Genomic DNA, 17,675 nt, shown 5'->3' with positions numbered 1-17,675 from the left:
CGACTGAACGGCCGCCATCGTCGGAACGCCGCCCGGAGCAAGCTCGCTCCCACAGGGAATCGCTACTGGTCTGCTGGAATGAAAAAGGCCGGTGATCTGCGCGATCACCGGCCTTTGTTACAGCTATTGCTTAGACGCGTTCGAAAATCGCCGCAATCCCCTGGCCACCACCGATGCACATGGTCACCAGCGCGTAACGGCCGCCGGTGCGGTGCAGTTCGTGGATGGCCTTGGTGGCGATGATTGCGCCGGTCGCGCCCACCGGGTGGCCCAGGGCGATGCCCGAACCGTTCGGGTTGACCTTGGCCGGGTCGAGGTCCAGTTCCTGGCTGACGGCGCAGGCCTGGGCGGCGAAGGCGATGTTGGCTTCGATCACGTCCAGGTCGGCGACGGTCAGGCCGGCGCGCTTGAGTGCCAGGCGCGTGGCCGGGATCGGGCCCAGGCCCATGAATTCCGGCTCGACGCCGGCGTGGGCGTAGCTGACCAGGCGGGCGAGGGGTTTCAGGTTGTTGGCCTGCACTGCGTTGCCGCTGGCCATGACCAGTGCGGCGGCGCCGTCGTTGAGGCCCGAGGCGTTGCCGGCGGTGACCGAACCGTCCTTCTTGAACGCAGGCTTCATCGCAGCCAGTTGTTCCAGGGACGTGGCGCGCGGATGTTCGTCGACGCTGAACAGTTTTACGCCTTTGCGATCCTGGATTTCCACGGTCGCGATCTGCTCGCTGAAGTAGCCGTTGGCAATCGCGTGGGCGGCGCGTTGCTGGTCTTCGAAAGCCAGGGCGTCCTGCATTTCGCGGGTGATGCCGTTGCGCGCGGCGACGTTCTCGGCGGTGATGCCCATGTGGATGCCATGGAAGGGGTCATGCAGGATGCCGAGCATGTAGTCGATGACCTGGGCGTTGCCCATGCGCGAACCCCAACGGGCGCTCGGCATCAGGTACGGACCGCGGCTCATGGATTCGGCACCGGCACCGACGACGATGTCGGCATCGCCGAGCATCAGGGTCTGGGCGGCGTTGATGATCGCTTGCAGGCCCGAACCGCAGAGGCGGTTGACGTTGTAGGCCGGGGTTTCCTTCGGAATGCCGGCGTTCATCGCCGCGACGCGGGAGATGTAGGCATCGCGGGTTTCGGTCGGGATCACGTTGCCCATCACCAGATGGCCAACGAGCGCCGGATCCACGGCGGCTCGCTCCAGGGCGGCTTTCACGGCCGTGGTCGCGAGGTCGGCCAGTGGCACATCCTTGAGCGAACCGCCGAATGTACCGATGGCGGTACGGGCGGCGCTGACGACGTAGATTTCTGGAGTGTTCATGGCTGGTTTCCTTTCGGTGGATTCTTATCTGTACTGCGATTGAGCAGGGCGTTCAAGGCGGTTTTCGCCTCGTCGGTATTCAGGCGCTGAATGAACAGCGTGTTTTCTTCGCGCAGGGAGGTTTCCAGTTCGGCCAGGGAAGCCTGTTTCATCAGCTGCCGGGACTGGCGCAGGGCTTGCTGGGGCATGGCCAGGAAGCGCTGGGCGATTTTTGTCGCCGCCGCCAGGCATTGTGTGCCGTTATCGAAGGCTTCGTTGGCCAGGCCCCAGGCCACCGCTTCGTTGCCGTCCAGGCCGTTGCCCAACAGCAGCAAGCTCGCGGCGCGGGCATGGCCGAGCAGGCGGGGCAGCAACAGGCTGGCGCCGAATTCGGGGCACAGGCCGATGTTGACGAACGGCATGCGCAACTTGGCGTTGCGGGTGACCAGTACCTGATCGCAATGCAGCAGCAAGGTGGTGCCAATGCCGATGGCCGCCCCGCAGACTGCCGCGATCAGCGGTTTTTGCAGGCGCGTGACGACCTTCATCAGGTGGAACGCCGGGGCGTCCAGATGAGTCGGCGGATTCTGCAGGAAATCCACCAGGTCATTGCCGCTGGTGAAGCAGGCCGGGCCACCGGTGAGGATGATCACGCCGATCTGCGAGTCTTCGTCGGCGGCCAGCAACAGCTCGGCCAGTTGCGTGTACATGGCGTTGTTCAGCGCATTGAGCTTGTCCGGGCGGTCGATGGTCAGCGTCAACACGCCGTCGCGTTGCTCGTGTTTGATCAGGTCGGTCATCGCAGGCTCTGCAGGGTCGGTTCAGGGCTGCCACTTTAAGCGCCGGACAAACTCCGGATCTATGGCAAAACGGGTCAACTGCACTGCCGCTTTTTGCCATGCCGGTGTGCCAAAAGCGACACACACCCATTCGGGGTATGGCCGCGCCCGGCGAATCCACCAATAGTGAGGGCATCCGCTCATCCAGAGCCGAACTCGCTATAAGGTGCATTTGCTATGGGCAAGACGCTGCTTAAGGTGATTTCCAGTCTGTTTGTTGTACCGCTGACAATGAATGCCTACGCCGCTCAAGTGGACGACAGCCATACGCTGCGGCTGTACAACTGGGCGGACTACATCGGTGAAAAAACCATCGCCGATTTCGAAAAGGCCACCGGAATCAAGGTGGTCTACGACACCTTCGATGCCTACGAAACGGTGCAGGCCAAATTGCTCACCGGCCACTCCGGTTATGACCTGATCGTGTTGAACGCGTCCCTCGCGCCACCGCTGATCAAGGCCAAGGTGTTCCAGCCGCTGGACAAGAAACAGCTGCCGGGCTGGACCAACCTGGACCCAAAAGTCCTGGAGGATCTGCAAGGGTATGATCCGGGCACCACGTACTCGGCGCCTTATACCTGGGGCAGTAACGGCGTCACCTACAACGTTGACAAGATCAAGGAACGCATGCCGGACGCGCCGATCGGCTCGCTGGCGATGATCTTCGATCCGAAGATCGTCTCGCGCTTCGCCGATTGCGGCGTGACCCTGCTCGATGCCCCGACCGAAGTCATTCCCATGGCCCTGAAGTACCTGGGACGTGATCCGCGCAGCGCCGCACCGGAGGATCTGAAAGCCGCCCAGGACTTGCTGCTGTCGGTGCGGCCGTACATCCGCAAATTTGACTCGGTCAATTACCTGACCAGCCTGCCCAACGGCGATGTGTGCATGGCCATGACCTGGTCAGGCGACTACGCCACCGCCATGGCTCGCGCCGCGGAAGCCAAGAAGAAGATCGACCTGGCCTACTTTATCCCCAAGGAAGGCTCGCTGATCTGGTTCGACAACATGTACATCCCCGCCGACGCGCCCCACGTCGCCAATGCCCACAAGTTTCTCGAATATCTGATGCAACCGCAGGTGATGGCGGACGTGAGCGACTTCATCAATTACGCCAACAGCAACGCCGCAGCCACGCCGTTGTTGAGCGCCGCTGTGCGCGACAACCCGGCCATCTACCCCGACGCGCAAACCCGCGAGCGGCTGTTTCCGCAGAAGACCCAGGACACCAAGGACATGCGGGCGATTACCCGGGTCTGGAGCACCGTGAAAAGCGGCATCTGATGGGTTCGATCGTTAGTCAATTCGGTTAGAGGTTTATTTATGGCGACGCCAACACGCAGCGTTTTTTCCCCAGCGGACGAGTCCCGGCTGGTCAAGGCCGACAAGGCTCACCATATGCACGGCTATCACGTGTTCGACGAACACGCCGAACAAGGCTCGCTGAACATCGTCGCAGGCGATGGCGCCTACATCTACGACACCCAGGGCAACCGCTTTCTTGATGCGGTGGGCGGGATGTGGTGCACCAACATCGGTTTGGGCCGCGAGGAAATGGCCGAGGCCATCGCCGATCAGGTGCGGCAACTGGCCTATTCCAATCCGTTTTCCGACATGTCGAACAATGTCGCCATCCAGCTCTGCGAAAAACTCGCCAGCCTGGCCCCCGGCGACCTCGACCATGTGTTCCTGACCACCGGCGGCTCCACCGCCGTGGACACCGCCTACCGGCTGATCCAGTACTACCAGAACTGCCGTGGCAAACCCGAGAAGAAGCACGTCATCGCCCGGTTCAACGCCTATCACGGCTCGACCACCCTGACCATGTCGATCGGCAACAAGGCCGCCGACCGGGTGCCGGAGTTCGATTACGCCAACCCGCTGATCCACCATGTCTCCAACCCCAACCCGTACCGCGCCCCCGATGGCATGGACGAAGCGCAGTTCCTCGAGTTCCTGGTCAAGGAATTCGAAGACAAGATCCTCTCGATTGGCGCGAACAAGGTCGCCGGGTTCTTCGCCGAACCGATCATGGGGTCGGGCGGGGTGATCATTCCGCCCCAGGGTTATCTCAAGCGCATGTGGGATGTCTGCCAGCGCTACGACATCCTGTTCGTCGCCGACGAAGTGGTGACTTCGTTCGGGCGCCTGGGCAAGTTCTTTGCCTCCTATGATGTGTTCGACGTGCAGCCCGACATCATCACCACCGCCAAGGGCCTGACCTCGGCCTATCTGCCGCTGGGTGCGTGCATCTTTTCCGAGCGCATCTGGAAAGTCATCGCCGAGCCGGGCAAGGGCCGCTGCTTCACCCATGGCTTCACCTACAGCGGGCATCCGGTGTGCTGCACGGCGGCGCTGAAGAACATCGAGATCATCGAGCGGGAAAACCTGCTGGCTCATGTCGATACGGTGGGGGCTTATCTGGAAGAGCGCCTGGCAACCCTGCGGGATTTGCCGCTGGTGGGGGATGTGCGTTGCCAGAAACTCATGGCCTGCGTGGAGTTCGTCGCCGATAAACGCACCAAGGCGTTGTTCCCCGACGAGATCAACATCGGCGAAAAAATCCATGTGCGGGCCCAGGCCCGGGGTTTGCTGGTGCGGCCGATCATGCACCTCAACGTGATGTCGCCACCGTTGATCCTGACGTTTGTCCAGGTCGATGAAATCGTCGAGACCCTGCGCGAATGCATTCTGGAAGTGGCCGCCGAGCTTGAAGCGAGCGGACAGTACGCGGGCCAATGATTTCGTCAGTCAGGCTGTTATCAAGGGCGTGTCCAGCCGCTAGACTGCGGGGCATGAGCAAACCACACGACGATACGCTGATCGCGGTGCCCTTCGGGGCATTGCACAAATGGCATGGGGGAATGCGCGAGGCTTTCGCCCATATCGATGAGCCTGACGCCCTGCAACATCTGGCGTCGGCGTTGGCGCAGCTGGTGTCCGTCGAGTCGATGATGATCAGCCTGGAGCGCAAGGACCGCGCGCCTCAGTTGCTGCATCAGCGCGGGATCGCGCAGGAGTATCAGGTCTCGATCCTGGAGCGCTATTTTGCCGGCGGTTATTTACTCGACCCGTTCTGCCTGGCGGTGGAGCAGGGCTTGGCGCAAGGCTTCTATCACCTGGAGGAAATTGCCCCGGACAACTTCTTCGACAGTGACTACTACAAATCCTATTACCTGAAGGCGGGCTGTTCGGAAGACAGCTACTACATCGTCGATACCGGCAATGACACGAAGATTTCCGTCAGCCTCTATCAGGGTTTCGGCGGTGAATGCCTGAGCGCCGAACAGCTGAACCTGCTGCGCGCCGTAGAGCCGTTGGTGCGCGAATTCATCAGCGAGTTCAGTCAGCGGGGCATGCTGCGCAGTCGCGAGATCCAGTGCGATCAAGACCAGGGCATGCGCGATGATCTCAAGCACCGGGTGCAGTCGGCTTTCGAGCATTTCGGCAGCGACTTGCTGACCGAACGTGAGCGGCAAGTGGCGCATATGGTGTTGCGCGGGCATTCGGTGAAATCGACGGCCAGCCAGATGAACATCTCGCCGGAAACCGTGCGCATGCACCGCAAGAACCTGTACCTGAAACTGGAGGTGGGTTCGCAGTCGGAGTTGTTTGCACTGTTTATCGAGTGGTTGCGCAGGCATTGAAAATTGCCCCAGAGTTTGTGGTCAGCCTGGGACCCTGTGGGAGCGAACCTGCTCGCGAATGCTGACTGTCATTCAACATCGATGTCGACTGGCATACCGCATTCGCGAGCAGGCTCGCTCCCACAGTGGTTATAGATTGACCAAAGAATCTGCGAGCAACCAATAACCTTGTGGGATCGTGATCAGTCTTCGCGTTTTACGACCAAGGTGAGAATGTCATAGCTCGCCACCAACTCACCCAACTGGTTGGTCACTTCCACATCCCACGCCACCACCCCTTGCGGGATGCCCTGCGGGCTCTTCTTGCCCTGGTCGATCTTGCGTTTGCAGGTCAGGCGCGCCTGGATGGTGTCGCCGATGCCTACCGGGTTGATAAAGCGCAAGGTGTCCAGGCCGTAGTTGGCCAGTACCGGGCCGACACCAGGGGATACGAACAGACCGGCCGCCGCCGACAGCACGAAGTAACCGTGGGCGATGCGCTTGCCGAACTGCGATTCCTTGGCCGCGATCTCGTCGAAGTGCATGTAGAAGTGGTCACCCGACAGGCAGCCGAAGTTCACCAGGTCCGCTTCGGTGACGGTGCGGCGGTGAGTTAGCAGCGACTCGCCGATCTGCAGGTCCTGGAAGTGGCGACGGAACGGATGCACCTCGGTTTCGACGACCTTGGCGCCGCGTACGTATTCGCCGGTGACCGCCGCCAGCATGGTCGGCGAACCTTGCACCGCCGCGCGTTGCAGGTAGTGCTTCACCGCGCGCAGGCCGCCGAGTTCTTCACCACCGCCGGCACGCCCCGGGCCGCCGTGCTTGAGTTGTGGCAGCGGCGAGCCGTGACCGGTGGATTCGCCGGCGCAATGGCGATCCAGTACCAGCAAACGGCCGTGCCAGGCAGCCGCGACCGGGATGGCCTTGGCGGCGATTTGCGGATCCTTGGTCACCAGGCTGGCCACCAGGCTGCCTTTGCCGCGCGCAGCCAGAGCCAGCGCCTCGTCCAGATCGTCGTAGGCCATCAGGGTGCTGACCGGGCCGAACGCTTCGATATCGTGGGCACCGCCCTCGGCATGCGGGTCGCGGGCCTGCAACAGGGTCGGGGCGAAGAACGCACCTTTGTCGACATTTACACCACGGGGTTCGAAACCGTCGCGGGCGCCGAACAGCATGTCGCTGCTCTGCAACAGGCTTTCCAGACGCTCGGCCACGTCTTTCTGCTGGTCGTGGGAAGCCAGTGCGCCCATGCGCACGCCTTCCACCGACGGGTCGCCGACCACCACTTTGGCCAGGCGATCGCGCAGGCGGGTGGCGACGGCATCGATGTGTTTGGCCGGGACGATGGCGCGGCGGATGGCGGTGCATTTCTGCCCGGCCTTGGTGGTCATTTCCCGGGCGACTTCCTTGATGAACAGCTCGAACTCTTCGTCATCCGGGGTCACGTCCGGGGCGAGGATCGCGCAGTTCAGCGAGTCGGCTTCGGCGTTGAACGGCACCGAATTGCGGATCAGGTTCGGGTTGACCCGCAGCTTGGCCGCGGTGTCGGCGGAACCGGTGAAGGTCACCACGTCCTGACCTTGCAGGCGGTCGAGCAGGTCGCCGGTGCTGCCGATGATCAGTTGCAGACTGCCCGCCGGCAACAGGCCGGATTCATCCATCAGGCGCACCACGGCTTCGGTCAGGTAGCTGGTGGCGCTGGCCGGTTTGACGATGCACGGCATGCCGGCGAGGAAGCTCGGGGCGAACTTTTCCAGCATGCCCCAGATCGGGAAGTTGAAGGCATTGATGTGCACCGCCAGACCGCCGCGGGGCACCAGAATATGGGTACCGGCGAAGGTGCCCATTTTGCTCAGTTGCATCGCCGGGCCTTCGTGGACGATGTTGCCCGACGGCAGCTCCCGCGAACCGAGGCTGGCGTAGGTGAACAGCGTGCTGGTGCCGCCTTCGATATCGATCCAGCTGTCGGCACGGGTCGCGCCGCTGTGGTGGGAAATCGCGTAGAGCTGTTCCTTGCGCTCGCTCAGGTACAGGGCCAGGGCCTTGAGACGCTGGGCGCGCTGCTGGAAGTCCAGCGCCATCAAGCCGCTGATGCCCTGGCGACGGCCGTGTTCGATGGCCTCGGCGAAGTCCGGGCGCTCCTCATGGGTGCGGGCGATTTCATGGCCGTCGATGGCGCTGCGCAGCACTTGTGCGCCCTGTTGGCCGATCCAGCGACCGGCGATGAAACTCTGCAGGGTAGGGGCATGCAGTGTAGGTGAAGAGGACATCACGATTGCTCCTGGTTATGAAGGGTTGTGGCGCGGCGGCGACCGCGCCCTTTCGGAATTACCAAAGCGCCAGGGTGTAACCGACGATCAGCCGGTTCTCATCGAGGGCGGTAGTCAGGCCATTGCCGGAACGGAAGGTCACGTTGCGCCAGCGCAGGCTGACGTTCTTGAACACACCGCTCTGGATGACGTAGTTGATATCGGTGTCGCGCTCCCATTCGCTTCCGTTGTCGACGCTGCCGGCCTTGACATGGCTGCCATCGGTGTAGCGGGTCATGAAGGTCAGGCCGGGAATGCCTTGCGCCGCGAAGTCATAGTCGTAACGCAGCTGCCAGGAATCCTCGTCGGCGCGGGTAAAGGTGTTGAACGTCACCAGGTTGACCACGTACGGATCGCCGCCGTTGAGGAACGGAAAGGCGCTGTCGCCGGACAATTGCTGGTAGGCGGCACTGACCTTGTGGGCACCGTGGGACACCGTGAGCATGCCGTTGAAGTTACGGTTGTCGATGCGCCCGGCCTTTTCCGCGCCGTCACCCCTGCTGTCGAAATAACGCAGATCGCTGCGCAGGTTGAAGCCGTTGCCCAACGGTTGCGTATGCACCAGTCCGGCGAATTGCTGGCGGTAGATCTGGTCGAGCTTGCCGTAGTAGTAGCTCAGGTTCAGTTGCGGACTGAACGCGTAGCTGCCACCACCGAAGTCGAAGCTATCGCTGGTGGTGGCGCCGAAGCCGATGTCATCGTTGCTGGAGGAATCCCGCAGGTTGGCCTTGGTCAGGCGTCCGGCATTCACTGTCAGGCCGTCGATTTCCTGGCTGGTCAGCAAGCCACCTTCAAAGGTCGAGCTCAGCAAGCGTGTGTCGTTGTAGGTCGCCACTGGCAACAAGGGTTGCAACGTGCCGAGTTTCAACACGCTCTTGGAGACCCGCACTTTGCCGGTCAGGCCCAGTTCGCTGTAATTGTCGTCCGGTTCATGGCTCTGCGGGCCAAACGGCAGCAGCCCGGTGCCACGGCGGTCGGGACTGGAGTCGAGCTTGAGCCCCAGTTCGCCCAGTGCGTCGAGCCCGAAACCGAAGGTGCCGTCAGTGAACCCGGACTCGATGCGCGCAGTGAATCCCTGGGCCCATTCTTCGGCCTTGGATTGCGGCGCGTTGTCCTGACGGAAATCGCGGTTGATGTAGTGGTTGCGCATATCAATGCGGGCCTTGCTGTCGCCGATGAAGTCGGCCATGGCGCTCGGCGCGATCATGGGCAGACTCAATGCGGCGGCCAGCGAAAACAGTGATGGGTAAGACGTGGTACGTGCGGGCTTCATTATTTTTATTCCCTGCCAATATTTAGTGTTTGCTGGCGCCGGTGGCACCGATGCCGGTCATCGAGCGGATGAACTGCGCCAGATAACGGCCACGCTCAAGGGCTGCACGGGGCGAGGTGTCGGTGACGGAAAACAGCCATGCACTAAAGAACGCCAGGCTCATGGAAAACAGCGCCGGGTTGGAGTACGGGAACAGCGCCTTGTCGTGGTGCATCACGTTGACCCACACCGCCGGGCTCAGCACCAGCAACACAATCGCCGAGACCAGTCCGGACAGACTGCCGAGGACGGCGCCGCGGGTGGTCAGGCCTTTCCAGTACATCGAGAGGAACAGCACCGGGAAATTCACAGACGCCGCGATGGCCAACACCAGGCCCGAGAGGAAGGCGATGTTCTGCGATTCGAACAGCAGGCCGAGGATGATCGCCAGTACACCGATGCACAGGGTGGCGATTCGCGACACGCGCATCTCTTGCTGTTCGCTGGCCTGGCCCTTGCGCATCACGCAGGCATACAGGTCGTGGGACACCGCCGAGGCGCCGGACAGCGCCAGCCCGGCAACCACCGCCAGGATGGTGGCGAAGGCGACCGCCGAGATGAAGCCGAGGAACAGGTTGCCGCCTACTGCCTGGGCCAGGTGCACGGCGATCATGTTGCCGCCGCCGATGATCGCGCCGCTGGCGTCACGGAACGCCGGATCGGTGCCGACCATGACGATGGCGCCGAAGCCGACGATGATCAGCAGCAAGTAGAAGTAGCCGATGAAACCGGTGGCGTAGAACACGCTTTTACGGGCTTCCCTGGCATCGCTGACGGTGAAGAAGCGCATCAGGATGTGCGGCAGGCCGGCGGTGCCGAACATCATGCCCAGCCCCAGGGAAATCGCATCGATCGGGTTGGACAGCAAGCCGCCGGGGGCCATGATCGCGTTGCCTTTGGCATGCACGGCGGTGGCACCGGCAAACATCGCCTCAGTGCTGAAACCGAAGTGCTTGAGCACCATGAACGCCATGAAACTGGTGCCGAATAACAGCATCACCGCCTTGATGATCTGCACCCAGGTGGTGGCGAGCATGCCGCCGAAGGTCACGTAGAACACCATCAACACGCCGACCAGCATGACTGCGTAGAGGTAGTCGATGCCGAACAACAGTTCGATCAGCTTGCCGGCGCCGACCATCTGCGCCACCAGGTACATCAGCGCCACGGTCAGGGTGCCGAAAGCCGAGGTCAGGCGCACCGGGGTCTGTTCCAGGCGATAGGAAACCACGTCGGCAAAGGTGTACTTGCCCAGGTTACGCAGGCGTTCGGCAATCAGGAACAGGATGATCGGCCAGCCGGCCAGCACGCCCAGGGCGTAGAGCAAACCGTCGTAGCCATTGAGGAACATCATCGCGGAAATGCCGAGGAACGAGGCGGCCGAGATCATGTCGCCGGCAATCGCCAGACCGTTCTGGAAGCCGGTCATGCCGCCGCCAGCGGTATAAAAGTCGCTGGTGGAGCGGGTGCGAAGTGCCGCCCAGCGTGTCACGCCAAGGGTGAACAGCACGAACACCAGGAACATGCCGATGGCATTCCAGTTCAATGGTCGGGACGCGCCGTCGGCGGCCAGCGCAACATCAGTGACGGCCGCCAGCGGCAGCAGGAACAGCGCGAGAAAGCGGCTCATCGGGCGCACTCCTGCTTGAGTTTTTCATTCAGCGGGTCGATCACGTTGTTGGCGCGATAGACATAGAAACCGGTCAGCGCAAAGGCCAGCCCGACGATGACGACACCCACCAGCATGCCCACGGTGGTCACGCCGCCGCTCAGGGATTGACCGAGGGTAGAAGGGGAGAAAGCCACCAGCAGCACGAAGCCGTAATAGATCACCAGCATGGCCAGGCTCAGTGACCAGTACAGCTTCTGTTTACGGCGAACCAGCTGGATGAAATCCGGGTGCTGGCGAATGAGTTCTACTTCCTGGGGTGTCATGACGCGCGCTCCTTTGTTGTTTTTGTTTTGGGTGAAACAGTGTGTTCGGGTCGATCACCGGACTCCTGTGGGAGCGAGCTTGCTCGCGATAGCGTCAGGTCAGTCAGCACAGCCAGTGACTGTCATGCCCTCATCGCGAGCAAGCTCGCTCCCACAGGTTTTGTGGCTGTTCCTGCAAACGGGGGGTCAGAGCTGATCGAAATCCAGCACCACCCTGTCGCTGACCGGGAAGGCCTGGCACGACAGCACATACCCGGCGGCCACTTCGTAGTCTTCCAGGGCGTGGTTGCTGTCCATTTCCACTTCGCCTTCGATGACCTTGCACTTGCAGGTCGAGCACACGCCGGCCTTGCACGAGTAGGGCAGTTCCGCACCTTGCTCGTTACCCGCATCGAGAATGCTCTGGCTGTTGCGCGGCAGGTCGAAGGCCAGGGCGCGCCCGTCGCTGATCACGGTGATCTGGCTGACCGCCGCATCCACCTGGCGGGCGGCTTCACGGGCGGCGCGTTTTTGCTCGCTGCCGGCGGCGGCGAACAGTTCGAAATGGATGCGCTCAGGTTGCATACCCTTGGCCTTGAGGCTGTCGCGCACGGTCTCGGTCATCTCCTGCGGGCCGCAGATGAAGGCGGCGTCGAGGGCCTTGACGTCGAGCCAGCGGCTGAACAGTTGCTCGCATTTCTCGGCGTTGATCCGGCCGTTGTACAGATCGACATCCTGCTGCTCGCGGCTGAACACGAAGATCAGGTTCAGGCGTTGCAGGTAGCGGTTTTTCAGGTCTTCCAGCTGCTCGCGGAACAGCGCGCCGGAGCTGGAGCGGTTGCCGTACAGCAGGGTGACGCGGCTGTGGGGCTCGGTTTGCAGGGTGGTCTTGATGATCGACAGGATCGGCGTGATGCCGCTGCCGGCCGCCACGGCCAGGTAATTGCCATGGCGCGCCGGGTCAAGTTCGACGCAGAAGTGCCCGGCCGGCGGCATCACCTCCAGGGTGTGTCCGGCTTTCAGCTGTTCGTTGGCAAACGCCGAGAAGCGTCCGCCGGTAACACGCTTGACGGCGATGCGCAGTTCACCGTCGTTGACCCCGGTGCAGATCGAATAGGAGCGACGTACTTCTTCGCCGTCCAGTTGGGTGCGCATCACCAGGTGCTGGCCCTGGGTGAAGTGAAAGCTGTCCTGCAAGTGCTGCGGAATCTCGAAGGCGATGGACACCGCGTCACGGGTCTCGGCGCGCACGTCCTTGATGGTCAGGCTGTGAAATTTGCTCATTGTTGTTCTCCAGCTGGGACGGCCGATTCGCCGCTCAGATGCACTTGAAATAGTCGAACGGTTCCCGGCAATCGACGCAGCGGTACAGCGCCTTGCAGGCGGTGGAGCCGAACTCGCTGAGGACCTCGGTGTGGGCGCTGCCGCATTGCGGGCACACAACCTGCGGGCTTTCGCCGAGCAGGCTGCGCTTGCTGGTGCTGCCCTCGGGCGGCGCGATGCCGTAGACCCGCAGGCGTTCGCGGCCGTCGGCGCTGATCCAGTCGGTGGTCCAGGCCGGGGTCAACTTGCGCTCAAGCTGCGGCGCCTTGAATCCGGCGAGTTCCAGGGCTTCACGGATGTCGCTCTCGATCACTTCGGTGGCAGGGCAACCGGAGTAGGTCGGCGTGACCACCACGTGAAGGTGGCCGGCCTGCCAGTCCAGGTCGCGGACAATGCCCAGGTCGACCACGCTGACCACTGGCACTTCCGGGTCCATGACCTCTGCCAGAATCGCCCAAGCGGCAGCCAGGTCGGTCGGTTGAGCTGGCCGGGCGCCGAGGTCGCTGGCGATCAGCTCACCAGGTTGCATCGGGGTACGCTCGTGGCAGGAACTGCATTTCGGCCAGCAGGATGCCCAGGTGTTCGGTGTGCAAACCCTTGCGGGCATTCAGGTAGAAGTAGTTCGGCGTCGCAGGAGCGGGCAGGGTGGCACTGGTGAAGATCTGCTCGACCTTGGCCTGCCATTGGGCGGCTACGCTGGCGATGTCCGGGGTGATGCCGACTTCGCACAGCTGTTGTTCGCTGTCATCGGCGGCGATCAGTTCCACGGTGAAGCGCCAGACTTCGGGGATGGCCGCGAGCATGCGCTTGTGGCTTTCCTCGGTGCCGTCACCCATACGCTCGATCCACTCGCCGGAGCGGCGCAGGTGGTAGGTCACTTCCTTCACCGCCTTGGCGGCGATCCCGGCGATGCGTTCGTCGCTGGACTGGCTCAGCCCTTGCAGCATTGGCAGGTGCCAGGCGTCATAGAGGAACTGCTTGAGCATGGTCACCGCGAAGTCGCCGTTGGGTTGTTCCACCAGCAGCAGGTTGCGATAAGCGCGCTCGTCGCGACGGAACGCCAGGTGATCGGCATCGCGGCCGTCGTCCAGCAGTTCGGCGGCGTATTCCAGCCAGTTGCGCGCCTGGCCCACCAGGTCGAGGCCGACGTTCATCAGCGCCAGTTCTTCTTCCAGCGCCGGGGCCTTGCCGCACCATTGGCACAGGCGCTGGCCCTGGATCAGGGCGCTGTCGCCGAGACGCAGCAGGTATTCGATCAGATCAGTCTTGTTGTCCATGGTCGACCTCACATGTGCCCGACTTCGGCCGGCAGCTCGTAGAAGCTGGCGTGGCGGTAGACCTTGTTGTCCGACGGATCGAACAGCGGGTCTTTTTCATCCGGAGACGAAGCGGTGATCAATGCCGACGGCACCACCCACAGGCTCACGCCTTCGCTGCGACGGGTGTAGAGCTCGCGCGCATTCTCGATGGCCATGGTGGTGTCGGCGGCATGCACGCTGCCGACGTGCTTGTGGTTGAGGCCGTGCTTGCTGCGCACGAAAACTTCGAAGAGGGTCCACTCGGACATTTCAGTTACTCCACATCAGGTGGCCGGATCAGGCGGCGTTCTTGTTTTGTTTTTTGCGGGCGTGGGCGACGGCGGCTTCACGAACCCAAGCGCCGTCTTCCATCGCCTTGCGGCGGGTGGCGACACGTTCCTGGTTGCACGGGCCGTTGCCCTTGAGCACTTCGTAGAATTCGTTCCACTGGATGTCGCCGAAGTCGTAGTGGCCGCGTTCGGCGTTCCACTTCAGGTCCGGGTCGGGGCAGGTGCAGCCCAGCAGTTCAAGCTGCGGGATGGTCTGGTCGATGAAGCGCTGGCGCAGTTCGTCGTTGCTCTGGCGCTTGATTTTCCAGGCCATGGACTGGGCGCTGTTCGGCGAGTGTTCGTCGCTCGGGCCAAACATCATCAGCGACGGCCACCACAGGCGGTTGATCGCGTCCTGGACCATGTCTTTTTGCGCCTGGTTACCGTGGCGCATCATGGTCAGGAGGATTTCGTAGCCCTGGCGCTGGTGGAAGCTCTCTTCCTTGCAGATGCGGATCATCGCCCGGGAATACGGGCCGTAGGAGGTGCGCTGCAGCACCACCTGGTTGACGATCGCCGCGCCATCCACCAGCCAGCCCACCGCGCCCATGTCGGCCCAGTTCAGCGTCGGGTAATTGAAGATGCTCGAGTACTTGGCCTTGCCGCTGTGCAGTTTGGCGACTTCTTCATCGCGGTCGGCGCCCAGGGTTTCCATGGCGCTGTACAGGTACAGGCCGTGGCCGGCTTCGTCCTGGATCTTGGCCATCAGTTGCAGTTTGCGTTTGAGCGACGGCGCGCGGGTGACCCAGTTGCCTTCGGGCAGCATGCCGACGATTTCGGAGTGGGCGTGCTGGGAGATCTGCCGGATCAGGGTCTGGCGGTAGGCATCTGGCATCCAGTTCTTGGCTTCGATCTTGATTTCTGAATCGATTTTTTCCTGGAATGCGCGTTCCTGTTCGGACATCTCCGAGAGGTCTTTGATGCGCTTGACGCCGGTTTCTACGAGCTGTGCGTACATTTTTGAGTTCCCGCCTTGAATCTGTTCTGGGGCATGGGGAACTTTATAAGCGATACAGAATTTAATATCAAACACAAAATGACGTGTCGTATTTGTTTTTTGTATCGCTTTGGATGGGTGGTCGCTTTTTGGGGCGGTGTACATATCCGTTCTTTTTGGTAACGGCCACTTATGGTTTCGCCCTTACGGCGACTTACTTTTTTTACAAGCGCCTAAAAAAAGTAAGCAAAAAAACGCTCGCCCCGAACGTACGGCCCCTCGCTAAGGCTCGGGGTTCCTTCGCTCCGGCATTCATCCGGGGGCATCGCCTCCGGTCGGCTTCGCTCGACCTCCTCTCGATGTGTTCGGCTGCGCCGAACGGCGCTGCGCGCCCACCCCCGGATGAACACCTCCACTCAGCCTGCCGAGGGGGCGGGTGGATCAAGATCAAGAGCTGCAGGCGAGCTAACGCTCGGCCTGATGAGTGGTGAAGAGCGTGGGTGTATGCCGATCAACTGTAGGAGCTGGCTTTCTAGCGAAGGCGGCCTGCCAGCCGACCAATCTCTTGCAGGCATACCCGGATCAACTGTGGGAGCGAGCCTGCTCGCGAAGACGGCCCGACAGCCGCCCGAAATCTTGCGGATGTACTGAGTACCTGTGGGAGCGAGCTTGCTCGCGATAGCGGTCTACCGGCGACCAGGTACCTCCCAGACGAACGACCCCAGCGAACAGGCCGGCCGGTAGGCCGCCTCGGACGCTGTTGCGGTGTACGCCCCCTCGTGAGGCCGAGTGGAGGTTCTGCGCAGTGGGCAACCCGGCATGGATGCCGGGTTAGCCGCCGCCGGCCATGGATGGCCGATGGCGGCGGGCCCACGGAGCAGGACCGGAGCGAGGGCATGCCGAGCCTAGGCGAGGCACCGAACGTCAGGGGCAAGAGCCCTTGGTTACTTGGGGCTTTTCCAAGTAACCCGCTGTAAGAGCGGAACCATTGGCGGCCGTTACCGAAGAAACGGATATACACACGAAACTCAAAACCAAAACCCAAAAAAAACCCCGCAAAAAGCGGGGCCATAAAGGGTGCAGCAGTCATGCTTTAGGACGTTTATCCAACACGTGGCAAGCCTTGCCCTCCGACCGCTTGATCGAATGGAAAGGCTGCAAAACAATCCGCGAACTGATCCCGATATACGTCTTGATGTGCTTGCTCAACTCCCCGCAAACAGCCTTCTGCTGTTCATCGCTCAGGTGCTGGTGCTCAGCCTTGAGCTCGACATGCACATCCACGCTGTCCAGGTTGCCATTGCGATACAGATGGATCTCATAGCACTCGGCAAGTTGTTTAACTTTGAGAACCTGCTCCTCGATCTGCGTCGGAAACACGTTAACGCCGCGGATGATCAGCATGTCATCGCTGCGCCCGGTGATCTTGTCAATGCGCCGCATCGGCCGTGCGGTGCCCGGCAGCAGGCGCGTGAGGTCGCGGGTGCGGTAGCGGATCATCGGCAGGGCTTCTTTGCTCAATGAGGTGAACACCAGTTCGCCCATCTGCCCGTCCGGCAGCACTTCGCCGGTGACCGGGTCGATGATTTCCGGGTAGAAGTGGTCTTCCCAGATGGTCGGGCCGTCCTTGGTTTCGGCGCATTCCATGGCCACGCCCGGGCCCATGATTTCCGAGAGGCCGTAGATGTCCAGGGCGGTAATGCCCAGGCGCGCTTCGATGGCGCTGCGCAGTTCGGCAGTCCAGGGTTCGGCGCCGAAGATGCCCAGGCGCAGGGCCAGTTTGTGCGGGTCGATGCCCTGGCGCTCGATTTCGTCGGCGATGTTGAGCATGTAGGACGGCGTGACCATGATGATGTCCGGCTGGAAATCCTTGATCAGTTGCACTTGTTTTTCGGTCTGGCCGCCGGACATCGGGATCACTGTGCAGCCCAGGCGTTCGGCACCGTAGTGCGCGCCGAGGCCGCCGGTGAACAGGCCGTAGCCATAGGAAATGTGCACCTTGTCGCCACGGTGGCCACCGGCGGCGCGGATCGAGCGCGCAACCACGTTGGCCCAGGTGTCGATGTCGTTCTGGGTGTAGCCGACCACGGTCGGTTTGCCGGTGGTGCCGCTGGAGGCGTGCAGGCGCACGATTTCGTTCATCGGCACGGCAAACATGCCGTAGGGGTAGTTGTCCCGCAGGTCGGACTTGGTGGTGAAAGGGAATTTCGCCAGGTCATCCAGGGACTTGATGTCGTCCGGGTGCACGCCCAGCGCATCGAAACGCTGACGGTACAGCGGCACGTTGTTGTAAGCGTGGTTCAGGCTCCAGCGCAGGCGCTCCAGCTGATGCTGGCGCAGCTCGTCGATGCTGGCGGTTTCCAGCGGGTCCAGCACAGGGTCCAGCACGGCTTTGGCTATTGGCATGTTCATGTGTTCACTCGAATTGTTTTTGTGTTCCAGCCCTTTTGCACAAGGGCTTTGAGTGCATGCCCCAAGGATACCTCTCGGCTCC

The 17,675-nt window shown here is 61.9% G+C and carries 15 protein-coding genes; 3 read left to right on the top strand and 12 right to left on the bottom strand.

Annotated features, from left to right (window positions below; genetic code table 11):
- Positions 1–130: 130 nt before the first annotated feature.
- Both WHX55_RS21900 and WHX55_RS21895 read right to left on the bottom strand, forming a co-directional pair.
- Positions 131–1,312: an acetyl-CoA C-acyltransferase family protein gene (locus tag WHX55_RS21900; RefSeq protein WP_150715800.1), complete on the bottom strand. Its 1,182-nt coding sequence runs from the start codon at positions 1,310–1,312 to the stop codon at positions 131–133.
- A complete protein-coding gene (locus WHX55_RS21895; RefSeq protein WP_353741301.1) occupies positions 1,309–2,091 on the bottom strand; it encodes an enoyl-CoA hydratase-related protein in 783 nt (260 codons plus the stop codon). The genes WHX55_RS21900 and WHX55_RS21895 overlap by 4 nt, the downstream gene beginning before the upstream one ends.
- A 216-nt stretch (positions 2,092–2,307) precedes the next feature.
- Between WHX55_RS21895 and WHX55_RS21890 the strand changes: the two genes are divergently transcribed.
- The 3 genes from WHX55_RS21890 to WHX55_RS21880 are packed head-to-tail and all read left to right on the top strand — an operon-like array spanning position 2,308 to position 5,777.
- Positions 2,308–3,414 (top strand): polyamine ABC transporter substrate-binding protein, encoded by a 1,107-nt coding sequence (locus WHX55_RS21890; protein ID WP_353741300.1) that lies wholly within the window; start codon positions 2,308–2,310, stop codon positions 3,412–3,414.
- Between the two features lie 39 nt (positions 3,415–3,453).
- Positions 3,454–4,872, top strand: a complete 1,419-nt coding sequence (locus tag WHX55_RS21885; RefSeq protein WP_353741299.1) for an aminotransferase — start codon at positions 3,454–3,456, stop codon at positions 4,870–4,872.
- Entirely contained in the window at positions 4,869–5,777 is a 909-nt protein-coding gene (locus tag WHX55_RS21880) for a LuxR C-terminal-related transcriptional regulator (RefSeq protein ID WP_353741298.1), read from the top strand. The genes WHX55_RS21885 and WHX55_RS21880 overlap by 4 nt, the downstream gene beginning before the upstream one ends.
- Positions 5,778–5,959: 182 nt before the next feature.
- Here the strand turns inward: WHX55_RS21880 and paaZ are convergent, their stop codons facing one another.
- From paaZ to paaK, 10 genes are all read right to left on the bottom strand, one after another.
- On the bottom strand, positions 5,960–8,029 hold the full coding sequence (paaZ, locus tag WHX55_RS21875; protein ID WP_353741297.1) for a phenylacetic acid degradation bifunctional protein PaaZ: 2,070 nt from the start codon (positions 8,027–8,029) through the stop codon (positions 5,960–5,962).
- 58 nt (positions 8,030–8,087) lie between these two features.
- Complete coding sequence (locus tag WHX55_RS21870) at positions 8,088–9,341, bottom strand: OprD family porin (protein ID WP_353741296.1); 1,254 nt, start codon at positions 9,339–9,341, stop codon at positions 8,088–8,090.
- Between the two features lie 22 nt (positions 9,342–9,363).
- Complete coding sequence (locus tag WHX55_RS21865; RefSeq protein ID WP_353741295.1) at positions 9,364–11,010, bottom strand: cation acetate symporter; 1,647 nt, start codon at positions 11,008–11,010, stop codon at positions 9,364–9,366.
- The gene (locus WHX55_RS21860) at positions 11,007–11,315 is read right to left on the bottom strand and encodes a DUF485 domain-containing protein (RefSeq protein WP_046042846.1); all 309 of its coding nucleotides are present in this window, start codon (positions 11,313–11,315) and stop codon (positions 11,007–11,009) included. Before WHX55_RS21860 ends, WHX55_RS21865 begins: the two co-directional genes overlap by 4 nt.
- Before the next feature lie 186 nt (positions 11,316–11,501).
- Entirely contained in the window at positions 11,502–12,578 is a 1,077-nt protein-coding gene (gene paaE / locus WHX55_RS21855) for a 1,2-phenylacetyl-CoA epoxidase subunit PaaE (RefSeq protein WP_353741294.1), read from the bottom strand.
- A 34-nt stretch (positions 12,579–12,612) separates the two neighbouring features.
- The gene (gene paaD, locus WHX55_RS21850; RefSeq protein WP_150753177.1) at positions 12,613–13,146 is read right to left on the bottom strand and encodes a 1,2-phenylacetyl-CoA epoxidase subunit PaaD; all 534 of its coding nucleotides are present in this window, start codon (positions 13,144–13,146) and stop codon (positions 12,613–12,615) included.
- Positions 13,133–13,894 (bottom strand): 1,2-phenylacetyl-CoA epoxidase subunit PaaC, encoded by a 762-nt coding sequence (gene paaC / locus WHX55_RS21845; RefSeq protein ID WP_150753176.1) that lies wholly within the window; start codon positions 13,892–13,894, stop codon positions 13,133–13,135. The genes paaD and paaC overlap by 14 nt, the downstream gene beginning before the upstream one ends.
- An 8-nt stretch (positions 13,895–13,902) precedes the next feature.
- Positions 13,903–14,184, bottom strand: a complete 282-nt coding sequence (gene paaB, locus WHX55_RS21840) for a 1,2-phenylacetyl-CoA epoxidase subunit PaaB (RefSeq protein ID WP_150753175.1) — start codon at positions 14,182–14,184, stop codon at positions 13,903–13,905.
- Between the two features lie 28 nt (positions 14,185–14,212).
- Entirely contained in the window at positions 14,213–15,202 is a 990-nt protein-coding gene (gene paaA, locus WHX55_RS21835) for a 1,2-phenylacetyl-CoA epoxidase subunit PaaA (protein WP_353741293.1), read from the bottom strand.
- A 1,065-nt stretch (positions 15,203–16,267) separates the two neighbouring features.
- On the bottom strand, positions 16,268–17,593 hold the full coding sequence (paaK, locus tag WHX55_RS21830; RefSeq protein ID WP_353741292.1) for a phenylacetate--CoA ligase PaaK: 1,326 nt from the start codon (positions 17,591–17,593) through the stop codon (positions 16,268–16,270).
- Between the last annotated feature and the right edge of the window lie 82 nt (positions 17,594–17,675).

The sequence above is a fragment of the Pseudomonas fluorescens genome (assembly GCF_040448305.1).
GTDB classification, from domain to species: Bacteria; Pseudomonadota; Gammaproteobacteria; order Pseudomonadales; family Pseudomonadaceae; genus Aquipseudomonas; species Aquipseudomonas fluorescens_BH.
The sequence above is the reverse complement of the archived record's forward strand: the minus strand, read 5'-3'. Positions and strand labels throughout refer to the sequence as shown.